Below are 18,433 nucleotides of genomic sequence, written 5' to 3'. Positions count from 1 at the left end.
TATATAGCACCAATAAACGCGCCTGCTGCCTTTGCCGGAAGGGCCGCTGTGGGTCGCTAGCAGCCATCTTAGCCATCCTATCGACACTGCAGTCAAATGCAGATTCCATCTTCGTATCAGGCAACCGACCTTTCACGTAACCGATTCGTTTCAAAAAATTCCTCCGCAGCAATCGTAGTCTTGAAATCGGCCTCTCTACCACCAACTTCCTCAACAGCATCTCGAATTTTATTAAGCTCGACACGGAAGAATTCCTTGCGAAGATTGACAGCATTTACACGGTTATTGCTAAACTTCCTATGGAGTGAGGTTTCCATTGCAGGCGCATCATCAGAAAATATAATGGCATGCACATCAAATGAGAATGGGACACTAGCATCACCTAGCTCTTTTATTCTATCCATCGGATCTAGACGCCTTGTCATGCCAATTTTGTACACATGTTCACCAAATGATCCGACATTACTTATGACATATACATGGCCTCGACGGGTTTGCTCAGCCAAGCTCTTGACGCGATTTCCCTTAGATTCAGCTTCGGCAAGGCGCTGTTCAAGTTCTGAAATTTTGGCCTCAATAAGAGCACGCTCTTCGGCAGTGCTCTGATCTAGTTCATTGCGAGCTTTTTCCAAAATGTCACGGTAAAGCCTCTCTTCTTTCTCTGCTGCATCCAAGGCATTACGGTATTCCTTTTCTGCACGGGCTTCTTCGCGCATCTGCTCTCTAATGAGTTTTTGCTCTTCCTGCTCGTCTTTCTTCTTGAGGGTGTATTGATATTGAATACCACACTCTTCGTATTTCAAGGTGACGTAATTGACGCTTATGCCACATCGTAGGGAAGCCACTAATTTTTCCAGATCATTAGCCAGCTTTTCAATTCGACCCAAGGTGCGCTCAAAGTTGGAAGGACTGACTTTTCCTATAAGCATATCGCATTCAATATTGAAAGCCCGGAGGACTAACTTCATTTGACCGTCGATGATCTTTTTGTCGACACGGCTATCTCCGGTAAGATTGACTTCTCCTTCCTGAGTAAAAGCACTACCGTCTTTAATCATGGACTTCTGTTTGTTCCGAAGGATCTTGATCTCGGCTGAGAAACGCTCTCCCGTCTCATAGAGATATTCTGGCATTTCAAAGTGCCCGTATTCTACGAATGCATCCAGGCGGCTGTAGAGGTCTATCTTTGACATAATCTCGTGGATAGCAGTCTCTTTTTCCTCGGCAGATTTCTGGTGCTGGGCGATCAGAGCCTCAACTTCATCTAAAGCAGCTCTATCTTTAGCCAACTGGTCTGCAATGCTACCAGCATTAGTTCGGAGCACCTGAAGATCTTTAGTTTCGGCATCAAGCTTTTTAAAAGCCTCTTTAGCCTGTTCAACCTTCTCAAGCACTCCTGTAAGAGCATTTTCTGCCTGCTGTTTCTCGGTTATAGCTGTGTTGATGGCTTCCGTAAGTGTCCCGTATTGCCGGATTTTCTTATCTGATCTCTTAGTAATCAGTATGTACACCACACCCAGTGAGGCCAGATAGACAATGATTGCCAGGCCAATGATCGTCACATCCATGTTTTCACCTCATATATTCACTGATGATGTCTTCTTTGACGAGACGGCGCTCCTCGGCCCGGTCTTCGAAGCACTCTTTTGCGGTCTGGAATTCGTCTCTAATCGCTTGGGCTTCTGCCCTCACCCGAGCACGCTCAGCCTGTTCGGCACGGCGCTGTCGAGTCTTTGCTTCTAGTTCGATTTCCCTATTACGACGCTGCCTATCCCGCTCCGCTTGTTTTGCCGCTCGATCAATGGTTTTTGCTACTTTTATTACAGTTCTTAATCCGTTTGATCGCCTAGCCATTGTTATCCTTCAGCTTTTTTTGATTATGTGCTCTCAATCACCCTTGCGCTGAAAGCTTTGAATGATCACTATTGGCATATATCCGTCAACATACTAAAGTCACCACCAATGGCCGCTTTGGGTCGAAAGCAGACCTTATAGTTTCAATCTGTTTTTCGTTTTCTCACTCTCGACTTTCCCCTGCGTCGGTAATTTCGTAAATCCAGCCACGCTACCGCCCGGGGATGACATCATTTCCCTGCGACCTCCTACGCATAGTTTTCTTCTTCTTCTATCGGCCGTATCCTCAGCGGCTTAACCCAAGTTAGCCTTAGCTTGGTAACGTTTTGCAACAAAAAAGCCTGCCGGTAACGGCAGGCTTTCGTATGAAGCGGGTGATTCTGTGGGGCTAGACGGTTCTTGCCTGCCCTAATCAGCAATCACTCCCACTCAATCGTCGCGGGCGGCTTGCTGCTGACGTCGTAGGTCACGCGGGAGACGCCGCTGATCTCGTTGATGATGCGGTTGGAGACTTTCTCCAGCAGCTCATACGGCAGGTGGGCCCAGCGGGCGGTCATGAAGTCGATTGTCTCGACGGCGCGCAGGGCGATGACCCACTCGTAGCGGCGGCCGTCGCCGACCACGCCAACCGATTTCACCGGCAGGAAGACGGCAAAGGCCTGGCTGGTCTTATGGTACCAGTCGGCGTTGTGCAGTTCTTCGATGAAGATGGCGTCGGCTTCCCGCAGGATGTCGGCGTACTCCTTCTTCACTTCACCCAGAATGCGCACGCCGAGGCCCGGCCCGGGGAAGGGGTGACGGTAGACCATGTCGTAGGGCAGGCCGAGTTCGAGGCCGAGCTTGCGCACTTCGTCCTTGAACAGTTCGCGCAGCGGTTCGACCAGCTTGAGCTTCATGGTTTCGGGCAGGCCGCCGACGTTGTGGTGCGACTTGATCACGTGGGCCTTGCCGGTCTTGCTGGCGGCGGATTCGATCACGTCCGGGTAGATGGTGCCCTGGGCGAGGAATTCGACACCGTCGATCTTGGCGGCTTCACGGTCGAATACGTCGATGAAGGTGTTGCCGATGATCTTGCGCTTGGCTTCGGGGTCGTTCTCGCCACCCAGCTTGGTGAGGAATTCCTCTTCTGCGTCGACGCGGATCACCTTGACGCCCATGTGGCTGGCGAAGGTTTCCATCACCTGATCGCCTTCCTGCTTGCGCAGCAGGCCGTTGTCGACGAACACGCAGGTGAGCTGATCGCCGATCGCCTTGTGCAGCAGCGCGGCGACGACGGAGGAATCCACCCCGCCGGAGAGGCCGAGCAGCACGTGGCGGTCGCCGACCTGTTCGCGGACGCGCTCGGTCAGGTCTTCGATGATCTGCGCCGGGGTCCACAGGCGTTCGGCCTTGCAGATATCCAGCACGAAGCGCTCGAGAATGCGCTGGCCCTGCAGGGTGTGGGTCACTTCCGGGTGGAACTGCACGCCATAGAAGCGCTTTTCCGGCCAGGTCATGGCGGCGATCGGGCAGCTCGGCGTGGAGGCGGTGACGGTGAATTCCGCCGGAGCGCGGGCGACCTTGTCGCCGTGGCTCATCCACACGTCCAGCAGCGCCCCGCCGTCGTGGCCGACATGATCCATGATCCCGCCGAGCAGGTCGTCTTCACCAGACACGTTGATCTGGGCGTAGCCGAACTCGCGCTTGTTGGAGCCTTCGGTGGCGCCGCCGAGCTGCTCGGCCATGGTCTGCATGCCATAGCAGATGCCGAACACCGGCAGGCCCATCTCGAACACGCACTCGGGCGCCCGCGGCGAGCCCAGCTCGGAGACCGACTCCGGCCCGCCGGAGAGGATGATGCCGTTGGGGTTGTATTCGCGGATCTCTTCTTCGGTGATATCGAAGGCGCGGATCTCGGAATAAACGCCGATCTCGCGCACGCGACGGGCGATCAGCTGCGTGTACTGGGAGCCGAAGTCGAGGATCAGGATCTTGTGCGAATGGATGTCGGTCATGAAGGGGCCACCGCCGTAATGGTTTCAATTGCCGAGACAAAAGCACGGCCGGAAATGAATGAAGAGGAAAGAGCGAAGAGGAAAGATGCACTTCCCACTTCTCCCTTCCCTCTTCCGACTAACGGGTCAATCAAGCGCCGCGGTAATTCGGCGCTTCTTTCGTAATCTGTACGTCATGCACATGCGACTCGGTAATGCCCGCGCCGGTGATCTTGACGAACTCCGGCTGGGTGCGCATCTCGTCGATGTTGTGGCAGCCGGTGTAGCCCATGGAGGCGCGCAGGCCGCCCATCATCTGGTGAACGATGGCGCTCATCTGGCCCTTGTAGGGCACGCGGCCTTCGATCCCTTCCGGCACCAGCTTCTCGACGCCTTCGTCCTTGCTCTGGAAGTAGCGATCCGAGGAGCCCTGGGTCTGGGACATCGCACCCATGGAGCCCATGCCGCGATAGGCCTTGTAGGTCCGGCCCTGGAACAGTTCGACTTCACCCGGCGACTCTTCGGTGCCGGCGAGCATGCTGCCGAGCATCACGGTGCTGGCACCGGCTACGATCGCCTTGGCGATATCACCGGAGTAGCGCACGCCGCCATCGGCGATCAGCGGAATGTCGAACGGCTTCAGCGCTTCGGCGACGTTGGCGACGGCGGTGATCTGCAGCACGCCGACGCCGGTGACGACGCGGGTGGTGCAGATGGAACCGGGGCCGATGCCGACCTTGACCGCGTCGGCGCCGGCTTCGGCCAGTGCCACGGCGGCGTCGCCGGTGGCGATGTTGCCGCCGATCACCTGCAGATCTGGATAGTGTTCCTTGACCCAGCGCACGCGGTCGATCACGCCCTTGGAGTGGCCGTGAGCGGTATCGACGACCAGCACGTCGACGCCAGCTTCGACCAGCGCGGCAATACGATCCGGGGTTTCCGGGCCGGTGCCGACGGCGGCACCGACCAGCAGGCGGCCATCGGCATCCTTGGCGGCGTTCGGGTAGGTGCGGGCCTTTTCGATGTCACGCACGGTGACCAGGCCGCGCAGGTGGAAGTCCTTGTCGACGACCAGGATCTTCTCGATGCGGTTTTCCTGCAGCTTGGACTTGATCACGTCCAGCGGGGTGCCTTCGAGCACGGTGACCAGCTTGTCGCGCGGGGTCATGATCGCTTCGACGCTGTCGCTGTGATCCGGCTGGAAGCGCATGTCACGCCCGGTGACGATACCGACCAGGGTCTCGCCCTCGACCACCGGGAAGCCGGAATAGCCGTACTCGGAGGCCATCTCCAGCAGGTCCTGCAGCTTGGCGTTGGGACCGACGGTGACCGGGTCCTTGACGATGACGCTCTCGTGCTTCTTGACCTTGCGGACCTCGGCGGCCTGCTGGTTGATCGACATGCTCTTGTGAATGATGCCGATGCCGCCTTCCTGCGCCATCGCAATCGCCAGACGCGCTTCGGTCACGGTATCCATGGCCGAAGAGAGCAGCGGAATGTTCAAGGTCAGGTTGCGGGTCAGGCGGGATTTGAGGTCGACGTCTCTGGGCAGGACATCCGAGTAGCGGGGTACGAGTAATACGTCATCGAACGTAAGAGCTTCTTGCGCTATACGTAGCATGGTCGGAAACCCAATTTGGCAGGTGGTGGGGAGCCTGTGACAGCCTGCGGCACCGCGATGGTCCTTGAAGGTGAATGCCCTGGGACAAGCCCCTGGGGACCGTTCTTGCAGTGTGGACTCGGCAATGAACCGGGAGCCGCGAAAAGTTAATCGCGCATTATAGTCGCTTGGCCGACGCTGCTCAATGGCAGTCGCGGGTCGCGGGTCGCGGGTCGCGTGGTCGGGGCGGCATGGTGGTTTTAAGTCCTCCCTGCCATGCATACGCCAGCTTATCCGCCGCCAACGGGTTCATCATCATCAGGACAAGAGAGAAAGCGCAACGCTCGGGGGTCGCGCGCGTAGGCCACGTTGATGCGGGTCCAGGGCGAATGCCCGCCTTCAGGCAGAAAGACATCGCCCGGCGACAGGCTGATGCCCGCGCGCTGAGCAAGTTCGACAAGCCGGCCGGAGGACGCCACGGCAGGGTGGCGTATCCACAGGAACATGCCTCCAGCCGGCTCGGCGAAGACCTCCCAGCCCGCTGTCCCGACCAGCTCGAGGGTCGAGGCCATCTGCTCCGAGAGTCTGGTGCTCAGGCGCTCGGCCAGCTTTCGGTAGCTGCCGTTCTCCAGCATGGTTTTCACTACCTGCTCGGCAAAGCGCGACGAGGCGATGCTGGTAAGCATCTTGACGTCCACCAACTGCTTGATCAGCCTCGGCCCGGCGGCGATGAACCCCACGCGCAGCGAACAGGAGAGACTCTTCGAGAAGCTGCCGAGATAGATCACCCTTCGCAGGCCATCGAGTGCCGCCAGCCGAATCGTAGGGGCATGCTGGAAATCCGCGTAGATATCATCCTCGACGATCTGGAAGTCGTGTTTCTCGGCGAGTTGTAAAACGCGATGCGCCACGGTTGGCACCAGCGTCGTCCCTGTCGGGTTCTGGAACACGCTGTTGGTGAACAGCAGCCTGGGCTTATGCGTTTTCAGCAGAGATTCCATTCGCTCGACATCCGGCCCCCCGCTCAGGCGCGGTACGCCGATCACTTTGACCCGTTGAAGTCGCAACAGGCCGAACAGGTTGTAATAGCCCGGCGATTCCACGAAAACCGTATCACCCGGCTCGAGAGTCAGCCGCACGAGCAGGTCGAGGGCATGACTGCCACCGCCCGTCAGCAGGATCTGGTTGGCATCCGCTTCGATGTCCAGCAATCGCATTCTTTCCCGGATTAGCGAGCGCAACTCCGGAGTGCCCAGCGGTGTGCTGTAGTCGAAAAGGCCCGAGCGGCTCTGCCGAGTCACATGACGGATGGCGTAGGCCAGGTCGTCACCCTCGCGCCAATGCGTGGGCAACCACCCACAGCCGAGCTTCAGGGTCTGCTCGTGAACCTGAAACAAACGCCACATTTCATCGGTAACGTCGTCCAGGCTTGGCGCCTCTCGATCCTTTCTGCCGAGCGCCCGGGACGCGCCATCGGTCACATAGAACCCCGATCCCGGCCTGGAGCACACCAATCCTTGCGCCACCAGCCGCTCATAGGCTTCGATGGCAGTGTTGCGGCTGATCCCCATGTCGTTTGACAGACGACGAATCGAGGGGAGACGGCTGCCCACGCCGTGCCGGGCAATCCAGTCGCGCATGCCTTCGGCCACCTGAGCCACCACAGGCAGGCTCGAATCTTGATCGATTTCCCACTTCACCGCGGTAACACCCCCGGGTAGCAACCGTTCTGTGATAATCGCGAACAGTGCGTGAATTATCCGCCGGCATTGTACCTTACCGGTCCCGTGCGCCGGTGCCAGGCTGGAACCCCTTTACTGACTCGGGCAGCCATCGCATGACAGGACTTTCTCCTCTCCGCCTCGCGTTCGCACTTTGCATGATCACCACAGCGGTCAATCTGCAGGCGCCGCTCTACGACGCTCTGGCCGCGCAAGACGGGTTGGGCGTCGGCGCTACCAGCGTGGCTTTCGCCTGCTACGTGCTAGGCATCATGCCGGTCCTGCTGACATTGAACGGCCTGCCGGAACGCGTCGGGCGGCGCCCGCTGATCGTTGCGGCGCTGTGTCTTTGCCTGGCGGCAACGTCACTGACACTGGTGTCTCCCGGGCTGGTCACCTTGGGCATTGCTCGCTTCCTGATGGGCCTGGGCACCGCGCTGACCTCGGCCGTCGCACCGGCCTACATGCTCGAGCTGTTCCAAGGCCGCGACAAGCGTGTGCCGGCGAACTGGGTCACGGCCAGTACGTCACTGGGTTTCGGCCTCGGAGCCGCGGTGACCAGTCTCTTCGTCCTGAACGCCCCTAGTCTGACCCCGCCCAGTCTCTGGCTGTATCTGGGTGCTGCAAGTCTGGCCTTGCTGCTGACGATCGGCCTAGCCGATGAAACGCCACGCCAAGGGCATGCCACCATGCTCCGGTTGCCGGCCTTCCCGGCCGGAGCGCTCCCGTTCGGGCTGGCGATCCTGCTGGCCTGGGCCACGGTCGGGCTAGTCATCGCGATTCTACCGTCGACGCTGGCGCGACACGGGCTCACCGCCTGGTCCGGTTTCGCCACTTTCGGCATCTGCAGTTGTGGCGTACTGTTCCAGCCATGGGCGCGGAGGCTCTCGCCCCACACCGCGACCCAACTGGGCCTGGTCATTCTGCCCCTGGCGTATGCGGTGATCGCCTGGGGGGCACTCACCGGGACACTGTCTGCAGTGCTCATCGGCACCGTCGCCGCCAGCAGTGCCTGCTACGGCTTCGTCTACCTGGGCGGTTTGAGTGGCGTCCTCGCTATCACCAGCGAGCGACAATCCAGTGCCAGCGCCGGCTTTTTTCTGCTCGCCTACGTTGGCTTCAGTCTGCCCGTCGTCACCACTGGCGCGCTGATCGATAGCTTTGGACACACGATTGCCCTGCAGCTTTTCGGCGGCGCGCTGCTCGCCGGGGCAATCTTCGTGAGCTGGCTGCTGAAGTCTGCCTCGACGCAAGGCGCTGAAGCGGAATGCTAGACTGGCCGCACTTTCTATCTAACGAGGTCCGCGATGGACAAACCGGGCAGAACGACGCTATCCGTCAGCGATCTCAACCGCCAGGCCCGCCAGATGCTGGAGCGAGGCTTCGGCGACTGCTGGGTCGAGGGGGAGATTTCCGGGCTGGCGCGGCCCGCTTCCGGCCACATCTACTTCACGCTGAAGGATGCCAGGGCGCAGCTCAGGTGCGCGTTCTTCCGCAACCGGGCGAGCCTTTCCCGCACGCCGTTGAAGGATGGCGACCGGATCAAGGTGCGCGGGCGGGTGTCGATCTTCGAGCCGCGGGGCGATTACCAGTTGATCGTCGATGCCGTGCAGCCCAGCGGCGAGGGCGAGCTGATGGCGGCCTACGAGCGGCTGAAGCGACAGTTGAGCGCCGAGGGCGTATTCGCCAACGCCCGGCCGCTGCCCTACCCGCCCCGGCATTTGGCGCTGATCACTTCGCCCACCGGCGCGGCGATTCGCGATGTGCTGGCGGTGCTGCGGGCGCGCTGGCCGATGGTGCGCGTCAGCATGTTCCCGTCGCCGGTTCAGGGTCGCGAGGCACCGCCGGCGCTGATCCGGGCGCTGGCCCTGGTCAATCGTCAGGCGCGAAAGGATGCCGAGACTCATAAAGACATTAAACATCCGACGACAGATCCGTTCGATGCGATCCTGATCACCCGCGGTGGCGGCAGCCTGGAAGATCTGTGGGCGTTCAACGACGAGCATCTGGCGCGGGCGATCTTCCATTCGAAGTTGCCGGTGATGGCCGCCATCGGCCACGAGGTCGACGTGACCCTGGCCGAGTTCGCCGCCGATGTCCGGGCGCCGACGCCCTCCGCCGCCGCCGAGCGGCTGGTGCCAGATCGCCGCGATCTGCAAGCGACCCTCGCCCAGCAGCGCCAGCGTCTGGCTCGCGCCTGGCAGCATCGGGCCAATGCCGAGTCCCAGCGGCTCGATCATCTGCGTGCGCGGCTGCGTCATCCCGGCGAACGCCTCGCCCAGCAGCGTCAGCATCTGGCGGGGCTGGATCGCCGGCTGCAACTGGCGATGCGCCAGCGCCTGCAACGGGATCGCCAACGGCTGGATGCCGCCACCCGACGCTTCACGCTGCATGACCCGAGCCGGACGCTGCGCCAGGCTCGCGAGCGGGTCGAACAGCTCCGGCAACGGCTGGAGGCCGGCCAGCGGCGGAAACTGCAGCAGGAGCGCCAGAACCTGCAGGGAATCGCCCGCGAGCTCAATGCGGTCAGTCCGCTGGCCGTGCTGGGCCGGGGCTATTCGATCCTGCAGGACGACAGCGGCCAGGTTGTCCGCGCCGCCAGCCAGACCCAGCCCGGCCAGACGCTGACGGCCCGCCTCGGCGAAGGCCGCCTGAAGCTGGAAGTGAAGCGGCGGCTGAAGCGCTGATACATCGAGAAGACAGCGCGGTTGCCGCTCGGTAATCGACGACAGGCCATCGGCAAAAAGCCACCGCCGGCAATTCATTCATCGCCGGCGGTGGCTTTCGACTTTCCTGCACTCGATTGCGAGCGGCGTCAGCCAGCCGGATCCGGCATCGCGCTCGGCTTGAAAGAGCCGGGATCGAGATCGTGACGCGCGAGCAGCTTGTAGAAGTCGGTGCGGTTGCGTCCGGCGATGCGCGCTGCCTGGGTGACGTTGCCTTCGGTGATCTTGAGCACTTTGATCAGGTAGCTGCGTTCGAACCCGGCGCGCGCCTCGCTGAACGAGGGCAGCGCGTTCTCCTCGGCGGCCAGCGCCTGCGACACCAGCGCTTCCGGAATCATCGGCGTGCTGGTCAGGGCGACGCACTGCTCGACCACGTTGACGAGCTGGCGCACGTTGCCGGGCCAGCCGCTGGAGGCGAGCAGGTTGAGCGCTTCCGGCGAGAAGCCTTTGACAAACGGTTTATGCCGCGCCGACACCTGGGAAACCATGTGCTTGGCCAGCAGCGGGATATCCTCGGCCCGCTCGCGCAGCGGCGGCAGCTTGAGATTGACCACGTTGAGGCGGTAGTAGAGATCCTCGCGGAAGTCGCCTTCGTGCATGGCGCGGTCGAGATCGCGGTGGGTGGCGGAGATGATCCGCACGTCGATCGGAAACGACTTGGTGCTGCCCAGCGGGCGAACCTGGCGCTCCTGCAAGACGCGCAGCAGCTTGACCTGCAGCGGTAGCGGCATGTCGCCGATCTCGTCGAGGAACAGGGTGCCGCCGTCGGCAGCCAGGAACAGCCCTTCATGCTGGCTGACCGCGCCGGTGAAGGCGCCGCGGGCGTGACCGAACAGCTCGCTTTCCAGCAATTGCTCGGGCAGTGCGCCGCAGTTGATCGCCACGAACGGCTTGTCGGCACGCGAGCTGGCCTGATGCATGGCGTTGGCGAGAAGCTCCTTGCCTGTACCACTGGGGCCAGTCACCAGCACGCTGACATCGGAGGCGGCGACCATGTAGGCCTGTTCGAGCACGCGCTCCATCTGCGGGCTGCGGGTAATGATCTTCGAACGCCACGCTTCGCCACCCTCGCCTCGCGTGGTCGGAGTCTGCTTGAGCGCTTCGTCGATCGCTTCGAACAGTTCGTCGCGATCGACCGGCTTGGTCAGGAAGCTGAACACGCCCTGACGGGTGGCGCTGACGGCATCCGGTATCGAACCGTGGGCAGTGAGGATGATCACCGGAATACCCGGCACCCGCCGCTGCAGCTCGTGGAACAGGGTCAGCCCATCCATTTCGTCCATGCGCAGATCGGAAAGCACCAGATCCGGCGAGGTCTCTTCGATGTGGGTCAGCGCTTCGCGACCGCTCTCCGCCGTGGTCACCCGGAAGCCGCGGCTTTCCAGACGCATGCCCAGCAGCTTGAGCAGGCTGGTGTCGTCGTCGACCAGGAGAATGTGGGCGGTGTTGCTGCTCTTGCCCGGCTGCATGGCCGGGGTTCTCACCGGTCGGGTCTTGGGTGTTTCGATATTCAATGACATGGGATGGGCACCTCCTGCCACCGCTTCACCTTATCGATGCCGATAAAGGCGTGTCACGCTCGATGTGACGCGGTCGTGCGACGCCGGTATCGCCTGGGTCGCACGGATGGCCTGGTTTTACGTGTGTGTTGATATTCGCGGGGATCTTGTCTTGAAGATCGGTCGCGAGCGTCCTCGGAGATCAATCGCGTGCGTTGATGGTCCGCTCGATGTCGGTCAATGCATCCAGCTTGTCCGACATCTCCTGGAGTTGTTGTTTTAGTTTCTCGTTTTCGTCTTTCAGTGCCTGCGTGTCGTCGCGCCGGCCGCCCTGGCTCGCGCCCCGCTGCGCATAGAGCTGTCGCCGCGCTTCCAGACCGTTAAGCCATTGCCGAAGCAGCGGCTGCAATCGGGAAGGTGCGGCGTCAATGGAGGCCTTGTAGAGATCGGAGGCTTCCCGCCATTCGCCAGGGCCATCCCAGGAGAGCACCACGGCGCGCACGGCCTTCTGGTCCATGCGGCCCTGGCCGACCCTGGCCAGGGTCTCTTCGCGCCAGTCGTCATCCCCGCGCTGCGCTTGCAGGCCGAACTCGACCCAGGTATCGACCAGACATACGTTATCGGCGTAGGTCGGGATCTCGCCGCAACCGTAGGGCACGGGCTCACTGGTAAGGGACTGACAGCCTGCCAGCGCCATCACGCCGAACAGGGCAAGCGTCGTTCTCATTTGACTGACCATGTTTCCTTCCTTGAATCACCGCCCGGCAGCGTCTCGTCCGGTGCGGCGTCATTTTCGTATTGCGTTCCATGCGTCGGGAAATCCGCCCACGGCAGGGTAAGACGGAAGCAGACCGGCAGTTCGGCATCGTCCACCAGCGCCAATTGGCCATCCTGCAACTTGGCGCAGTCCGCGGCGACCGAAAGCCCGATGCCCGATCCCTTCAACGGGCCCTTGCGCCTCACGCTGCCCTGGTAGAAGGCTTCGAACAGATGCTCGCGATCGGCTTCGGCAATGGGCTCGCCGCTGTTGGCGACATCCAGTACCAACCAATCATGCTGGTTCGAGACACGAATCACCAATTGACCACCGTCGTCGCCATAGGCGATGGCATTCGAGATCAGGTTGTCCAGCACGCGCGCCGTTCGCTCACGGTCCGCCTGCCATTTCAGCGGATGATGCGGGCTCTTGATGCGCATCCCCTTGTTGTCGAGCGCCAGCCGGTGCTTGGACAGCACTTCCTGGATCACCGTCGCGACATCGAACGCGGTGACTTTCATTCGGCGGCTGTTCTGCAACAGATTGTAGTCCAGCAACTGCTCGATCAACGTCTGCAGTTCCTGCCCGTTCTCGTCGATCAGCCTGACGACTTCGCTCTGGCGCTCGTTGAGCTCGCCGGCCACACCGTCGGACAGCAGCGAGGTCCCTTCCCGGACGCTGGTCAGCGGTGTTTTCAGCTCATGCGACATATGGCGCAGAAACTGCTGTTTCTGGGCTTCCAGCTCCGAAAGCCGCCCGGACAGCCAGGTTAGCCGGTCACCCAGTTGGACCAGCTCCGCCGGCCCCTGGATACGGATCGGCGTGTCGCTGCATTCGCCGCTGCCCAAACCGAAGATACGCCGTTCGAGCTGGCGGATGGGACGCGTGATCAACCAGGTGAAGAACAGCATCAGCATCAGGCTGGCGGAAACCAGTGCTGCGGTCTGCATCCACAGCCGCGCCTTGACCGCATCCGCCTGCTCGCGAATATTGGCGATGCGCGTGTCGATCAGATCGTTGGTGGCTTTCCTGACCGCATCGGACTCCGAGGCAAAACCGGAGAAGCGCTCCAGAAACGCGCTCATATCCTCCACCGAGGCCTGGGGCAGATAGCGCAACTGCTGGTAGCGCTCGGCCAGCGACTGGAAATCCGGGTTATTGCGCATCAACGACTCATGCTGTTGCAGCAGCTCGCCGAACTGTCGAACCTTCTGGTCGTAGATGTCGCGCAGCCCTTCTTCCTCGATGACTGCGTACTGGCGGGCGCTGCGCTCCATCTGCAGCGCCAGCGTACTCAACATGCGCGCCCGACGCGTCTCTTCGACGGCTTCCCGGGCGCTCTGGTCGGCAAGCGTCGAAAGCTGTGACAGCGCCTGCCCGGCCTGAAACATCAGCACCGCTATCGGCAACATGACGACAACGAAAGCCAGCAACACGAGTTGCAGTAGCGAGCGAGGACGCCAGCGTCGGGAGAGCTTGGTGGTCATGAAAATGGCTCTATGCAGGATGCCCATCGGGGTCATGGATCGTTCCGCAAGAATAGCATTATTATTGAATGCCCATTCGGGCCATAAGTGGCAGGTTCTGGAAACCCGTACAAAAAAAAGAAGGCCGGCAGAGCCGGCCCAAGGTACGCAGGGAACTGAAGGGTCGAGAACGACCTTGAAACACTGCCTGAATCAGTCATTCGAGATCGCTCCCGTGGCCCGAAGGGCCCGAGAGCCCCGAAGGGCTAAAAAGCCCCGAAGGCCCCGAAGCCGGTACTCGATTCGGCCATTCAGGGGCTCTCGAATACCGTGGCGGCGAGCCGCCTGCTTCGTGTCTGAACCGGTCGCCTGCTTTCCGAAAACGTGTTACGAAAAACGTTTCGGAAAACGCTGCGCCCGGCCGCAATGGGTCCCCTCTTTCGAGGGGGAAGGCATCCTTGCCGGGGCATCCTTGCCCTAATGGTGCATCTCCTTGCCCGATGGGCCGCACCCGTCTCATCGCAACCTAAGTCACACATCGCGTGGAGCAGACGCTGTCGAATCTTGCCAGGCCCTGCACAGGGTAGTTGGGGGCCTGAGAAGATCCGGCGAGATGACTTCCGGAGAGGCCATCTCGTCGCTCTCGATAAACAGTATTGCGACAGGCGTGCCAGTTTTATTAAAAACACATAAAATCAATAACTTAAAAACGCACCATTATTCGACGTCGGGTTGCCGCCAGTCTCTGCCCCGGAAAAACGGAAAAACGGGCTCAAAAATGTCTCCATAAGCAGACACTTTTTCGCCCAATTCAGAATAAAATCCAAAAATCAGAGGTTTACAGCGTCTCCATTTGGATACGCCAAAGCGCGATATACGCTGTCAGAGGTGTCGCTCTAGAGCGACTTCAGCAGGACCTTGGAGCGTCGGGCCTGGTTATAGGTCTCGCGCTTCAGCGCGGGGAGCGCGTCCGGCGTGGCCAGGGAGAAGCCGCGTTCGACGAACCAGTGCGTGGTATGCGTGGTCAGGGCGAACAGCTGCGTCAGCCCTTGTCGCCGGGCACGACGCTCGATCTCGGCGAGCAGCATCTCTCCCCGGGCGCCACGCCGATAGTCGTCATGCACCGCCAGGCAGGCCAGCTCACCCATTCTGGCGTCGGCGTAGCCATGCAGCGCCGCGCAGCCGATCGCCATGCCGTCGCGGTCGATCACGACGTAATCCTCGATCTCGTGCTCCAGCCGCTCCCGGGTTCGGGCGACCAGCATGCCGCTGGCCTCGAGCGGCTTGAGCAGCGCGAGCAGGCCGCCGACGTCATCCAGTACCGCCTGCCGCAACTGCTCGTAGCGATTCTGGGTGATCATGGTGCCGACCCCGTCGCGGGTGAACAGCTCGCCAAGCAGCGCGTCGTGGTCGTGCCAGGAAAGCAGGTGCGTACGGCCGACACCGTGGCGGGCCGCGCCGCAGGCCGCGCCCAGATGGCGGGCGAGCTCGCTGCCGGGCGCCTCCCGTTCGCGCAGGGCGTCGGCTTCATCAGGTGTCAGCTGGCGCTGGAGCTGGCCGCTGTCGTCGTGCAGCCCGGCCGACTCTCCCAGCAGAATCAATTTATCCGCCTTGAGCGACACCGCGACATGCTGGGCGATCTCCGAGGCGTCGAGATCGAAGACCTCGCCGGTGCGGGAGTATCCCAGCGGCGGCAGGATCACCAGATTGCCGCCGGCGAGCAGGCTCTCGATCGCCTGGCTGCGCACGCGGCGAACTTCACCGCTGTGATCGAAATCCACCCCGCCGCGCACGCCCAGCGGTTTCGCCGTCACCAGATTGCCGGAGACGGCGGTAAGCTCGACACCATGCAGCGGCGTGTTGGGCAACCCCAGCGAGAGCTGGGCTTCGAGATCGAGACGGTTTACCGCGGCGATGCGTTCGACGTGATCCATGATCTGGCGATCGGCGACCCAGCGCCCCTCGATGCGCACCGGCGTGATACCGGCGGCTTCCAGCGAGGCACCGACCTGCGGCCGGATGCCGTAGACCAGCACGACCCGAACGCCGAGCGTATGCAGCAGCGCCAGATCCTGCAGCAGCTGGCTGCGTCGCGACGACGCCATCGCTTCGCCTTCCACCAGGATGACGAAGGTCTTGCCACGGTGGGCGTTGACGTAGGGCGATGAATGGCGAAACCAGTCGACGAAGGGAAAACGCGAGTCCAAGGATTAGACGCTCCGGCTGTTGGCTATGAGGCATGACCCGCGTGGGGCCTGCCTCGAACTATACCAGAGCGTCCATGAGCCATGACCAGCTTTACGCACTGGCCCAGAATCCTGCTTCCTGAAAAGTCGGCGAGCGAAGGCAAGACAAGGCGGAAATCGGCGCAGAAGCGGAGCTTACAAGCTGTAAATGAGCATTCTAAGCCGATTTTGAACGCGGTATTACCGAGCGCAGACAGTTTTCAGATCCTAGCCGAACATGCCCTTGAACATGAAAAAGAAGGCGATGGAAAGCACCGCGCCAGCCGGCAGCGTGATCAGCCAGGAGAGGACGATCGTGCCGAGCACGCGCAGATTGAGCGCCGCCATGCCGCGAGCCAGCCCCACGCCGAGCACGGCGCCGACCAGGGTGTGCGTGGTCGAGATCGGCAGCCCGGTACCGGAGGCCAGCACCACGGTCGACGCGGCAGAGAGCGTCGCGGCGAAACCGCGACTCGGGGTCAGCTCGGTGATGCCGGTACCGACGGTGGCGATGACCTTGTGGCCGTAGGTCACCAGGCCGACCACGATCCCGCCGCCGCCGAGCACCAGCACCCACCACGGCATGGCGGCAGCGCCGGAAACGCCGCCGCCGTTCTCGACCACGCTGATCACCGCCGCCAGCGGGCCGACCGCGTTGGCGACGTCGTTCGAGCCGTGGGCGAAGGCCATGGCGCAGGCGGTGAACATCATCAGCACGCCGAAGATGCGCTCCACGCTGGAGAAGTCATAGTTGCTGCGGGCACGGCGGTCACCACGGTTGATGCGGTTTTCCAGCAGCAGGCCGAACATCATGATGATCACGCCGAACGCCACCGCCAGCAGCAGGCTTTCACCGAACGTCAGATGCAGGCCAACGTGGGAGAGCCCCTTGACCAGCGTCACCATCGAGACGATGAAGCCGACCAGGAAGATATAGCCCGGCACATAGCGCTTGGCCGCCGCGAACGGATCGGGGTTGTCGAAGATCAGCACCTGCACGGAACGGAACAGCATGAAGGAGAACACGCCAGCGATCAGCGGCGACGTTACCCAACTGAGCGCGATCGTTCCCACCGCGCCCCAGCTGACCGATTGCACGCCCAGCCCGGCCACCGCGAAACCGACGATGGCGCCGACGATCGAGTGCGTGGTGGAAACCGGCCACCCCTTCAGCGAGGCGATCAGCAACCAGGAGCCGGCAGCAAGCAGCGAAGCCAGCATGCCGTAGACCAGCATCTGCGGGTCGTTCTCGAGCAGGGCCGGATCGATGATGCCTTTGCGGATCGTTTCGGTGACCTGTCCGCCGGCCAGCCAGGCGCCGAGGAATTCGAAGATCACCGCAATGATGATCGCCTGCTTGATCGTGATCGCCTTGGAGCCGACCGAGGTTCCCATGGCGTTGGCGACGTCGTTCGCTCCAACCCCCCATGCCATGAAGAAACCGAAGACACAGGCAAGAATGATGAAGACATCACCGTATTGCGCAATGATGGACATAGGCTTTTATTCGCTTGAGTGGCGTGACGAAGGCGTAGAATGACGAAGCCCGCGATCAGCGGGCCGTCAGTATCTGCAGGCGGCTGCCCACGCGCTCGGCGCGGTCGGACAGCTCGCCGATCCATTCGATGATTTTATAGAGAAAGATGACATCGACCGGCGGTAATTGCGCCTCGAGCTGGAACAGCTGACGACGAATGTCGATCTGCTGTTCATCGGCCTGATGCTCGAGATCGTGCAGTTCCTTGATCAGTTCCTGCATGACATCGGAGACGTTGCGGCCAAAGCCGGACTCGAGCAGGTCCTCGAGCTCCTCGAGCGCCTTGCGCGCCTGGTCGACGGTGGCCACGGCGGTACGCAGATAGTCGCGCATCGGTTCCGCCAGCGGCTCGGGAATGATCATGTTCCGCCCCAACATGATGCCGGTGATATCCCGGGCCTTGTTGGCGATCTTGTCCTGGACGCTGATCAGTTCCAGCAGATCGGAGCGCGAGACAGGCAGAAACATGGTATTGGGCAGATTGAGGCGCAGCTGCGTCTTGAGCTCATCCGCATCGTGCTCGAGACGGGTGATCGCTTCGCGGTGCTTTCGCGCTTCTTCCCAATCACCACCCAGCGCGGCATCGAAAAAGGGCAACAGCTGGCTGGCGCACTCGCTGGTCTTGACGATATGAGCCAGAAGCGGCTGGAACGGCGATCGTCCAAACAGCGCCGAGAACGGATTGGTACTCACCATAACGTGGCCTGGATGCGTTGGAAGTGGCGGCGTCAGTATAATGATTGCATCTGGATGCGTCATGAAAAATTCATGGTAACTATTCAGGTCACGCTGCCTGATCCAGGCCGTCCCGACGCATGAATTCGGGCACTTCACCGGCAAACAACTGTTCCAGTGCGGTGTGCGCTGCCAGGCCCTGCTTGACCGCCGTCGAGAGGAAGCTGCGCATCCGGCAGAAGATCTCGGCACCTTCCCAGGAGCGGAAACAGCCTGAAATCTTCTGCTGGACCTTGGTCATCCGCAGGTCACGCTCCCCTTGGTTATTGGTGAAGGGCGCGGCGGGGTCGTCGAGGAAACGCAGCACGTCGTCCTCGTACGCCTGGAGACGTTCGAGCAG

At 61.3% G+C, this 18,433-nt stretch carries 13 protein-coding genes; 2 read left to right on the top strand and 11 right to left on the bottom strand.

Annotated features, from left to right (window positions below; genetic code table 11):
• Positions 1–116 precede the first annotated feature (116 nt).
• The 4 genes from R3F72_RS05560 to R3F72_RS05545 form a co-directional block, all read right to left on the bottom strand.
• Positions 117–1,568, bottom strand: a complete 1,452-nt coding sequence (locus tag R3F72_RS05560) for a DUF4041 domain-containing protein (RefSeq protein WP_332779124.1) — start codon at positions 1,566–1,568, stop codon at positions 117–119.
• Between the two features lie 705 nt (positions 1,569–2,273).
• Positions 2,274–3,848 carry a glutamine-hydrolyzing GMP synthase gene (gene guaA / locus R3F72_RS05555; protein ID WP_332779123.1) on the bottom strand — a complete coding sequence of 525 codons (1,575 nt, stop codon included), beginning with the start codon at positions 3,846–3,848 and terminating at the stop codon, positions 2,274–2,276.
• Between the two features lie 130 nt (positions 3,849–3,978).
• Positions 3,979–5,448, bottom strand: coding sequence for an IMP dehydrogenase (gene guaB / locus R3F72_RS05550; RefSeq protein WP_332779122.1), 1,470 nt, complete (start codon positions 5,446–5,448; stop codon positions 3,979–3,981).
• Positions 5,449–5,717: 269 nt separating this feature from the next.
• Complete coding sequence (locus R3F72_RS05545) at positions 5,718–7,127, bottom strand: aminotransferase-like domain-containing protein (RefSeq protein WP_332779121.1); 1,410 nt, start codon at positions 7,125–7,127, stop codon at positions 5,718–5,720.
• Positions 7,128–7,264: 137 nt separating this feature from the next.
• Here R3F72_RS05545 and R3F72_RS05540 point away from each other — a divergent pair, with 137 nt between their 5' ends.
• Both R3F72_RS05540 and xseA read left to right on the top strand, forming a co-directional pair.
• Complete coding sequence (locus R3F72_RS05540; protein WP_087718137.1) at positions 7,265–8,422, top strand: MFS transporter; 1,158 nt, start codon at positions 7,265–7,267, stop codon at positions 8,420–8,422.
• A gap of 33 nt (positions 8,423–8,455) precedes the next feature.
• Positions 8,456–9,835: an exodeoxyribonuclease VII large subunit gene (gene xseA / locus R3F72_RS05535; RefSeq protein ID WP_332779120.1), complete on the top strand. Its 1,380-nt coding sequence runs from the start codon at positions 8,456–8,458 to the stop codon at positions 9,833–9,835.
• Positions 9,836–9,963: 128 nt separating this feature from the next.
• On the opposite strand, the gene glrR is transcribed toward xseA, so the two are convergent.
• From glrR to R3F72_RS05500, 7 genes are all read right to left on the bottom strand, one after another.
• Positions 9,964–11,343, bottom strand: a complete 1,380-nt coding sequence (gene glrR / locus R3F72_RS05530) for a two-component system response regulator GlrR (protein ID WP_071230692.1) — start codon at positions 11,341–11,343, stop codon at positions 9,964–9,966.
• Positions 11,344–11,575: 232 nt separating this feature from the next.
• Positions 11,576–12,100 (bottom strand): hypothetical protein, encoded by a 525-nt coding sequence (locus R3F72_RS05525; RefSeq protein WP_071230681.1) that lies wholly within the window; start codon positions 12,098–12,100, stop codon positions 11,576–11,578.
• A complete protein-coding gene (locus R3F72_RS05520; RefSeq protein ID WP_332779119.1) occupies positions 12,097–13,617 on the bottom strand; it encodes a sensor histidine kinase in 1,521 nt (506 codons plus the stop codon). Before R3F72_RS05520 ends, R3F72_RS05525 begins: the two co-directional genes overlap by 4 nt.
• 875 nt (positions 13,618–14,492) lie before the next feature.
• Positions 14,493–15,803, bottom strand: a complete 1,311-nt coding sequence (gene argA, locus R3F72_RS05515; protein ID WP_332779118.1) for an amino-acid N-acetyltransferase — start codon at positions 15,801–15,803, stop codon at positions 14,493–14,495.
• Positions 15,804–16,049: 246 nt separating this feature from the next.
• The gene (locus tag R3F72_RS05510) at positions 16,050–17,318 is read right to left on the bottom strand and encodes an inorganic phosphate transporter (protein WP_087718141.1); all 1,269 of its coding nucleotides are present in this window, start codon (positions 17,316–17,318) and stop codon (positions 16,050–16,052) included.
• A gap of 55 nt (positions 17,319–17,373) precedes the next feature.
• The gene (locus R3F72_RS05505; RefSeq protein WP_303855217.1) at positions 17,374–18,054 is read right to left on the bottom strand and encodes a TIGR00153 family protein; all 681 of its coding nucleotides are present in this window, start codon (positions 18,052–18,054) and stop codon (positions 17,374–17,376) included.
• A gap of 88 nt (positions 18,055–18,142) precedes the next feature.
• Positions 18,143–18,433: IS66 family transposase (locus R3F72_RS05500; RefSeq protein ID WP_332778557.1), on the bottom strand; the 291-nt coding region annotated here is incomplete at its 5' end.

Source organism: Salinicola sp. 4072 (genome assembly GCF_036663415.1).
Lineage (GTDB): Bacteria > Pseudomonadota > Gammaproteobacteria > Pseudomonadales > Halomonadaceae > Salinicola > Salinicola salarius_A.
This window is presented reverse-complemented; position numbering and strand designations above follow the sequence as displayed.

Bases quoted from the DNA above. Each gene is read 5' to 3' on its own strand.
- R3F72_RS05560 (WP_332779124.1), bottom strand. From the start codon at position 1,568: ATGGATGTGACGATCATTGGCCTGGCAATCATTGTCTATCTGGCCTCA.
- guaA (WP_332779123.1), bottom strand. From the start codon at position 3,848: ATGACCGACATCCATTCGCACAAGATCCTGATCCTCGACTTCGGCTCC.
- guaB (WP_332779122.1), bottom strand. From the start codon at position 5,448: ATGCTACGTATAGCGCAAGAAGCTCTTACGTTCGATGACGTATTACTC.
- R3F72_RS05540 (WP_087718137.1), top strand. From the start codon at position 7,265: ATGACAGGACTTTCTCCTCTCCGCCTCGCGTTCGCACTTTGCATGATC.
- xseA (WP_332779120.1), top strand. From the start codon at position 8,456: ATGGACAAACCGGGCAGAACGACGCTATCCGTCAGCGATCTCAACCGC.
- glrR (WP_071230692.1), bottom strand. From the start codon at position 11,343: ATGCAGCCGGGCAAGAGCAGCAACACCGCCCACATTCTCCTGGTCGAC.
- R3F72_RS05525 (WP_071230681.1), bottom strand. From the start codon at position 12,100: ATGAGAACGACGCTTGCCCTGTTCGGCGTGATGGCGCTGGCAGGCTGT.
- R3F72_RS05520 (WP_332779119.1), bottom strand. From the start codon at position 13,617: ATGACCACCAAGCTCTCCCGACGCTGGCGTCCTCGCTCGCTACTGCAA.
- R3F72_RS05510 (WP_087718141.1), bottom strand. From the start codon at position 17,318: ATGTCCATCATTGCGCAATACGGTGATGTCTTCATCATTCTTGCCTGT.
- R3F72_RS05505 (WP_303855217.1), bottom strand. From the start codon at position 18,054: ATGGTGAGTACCAATCCGTTCTCGGCGCTGTTTGGACGATCGCCGTTC.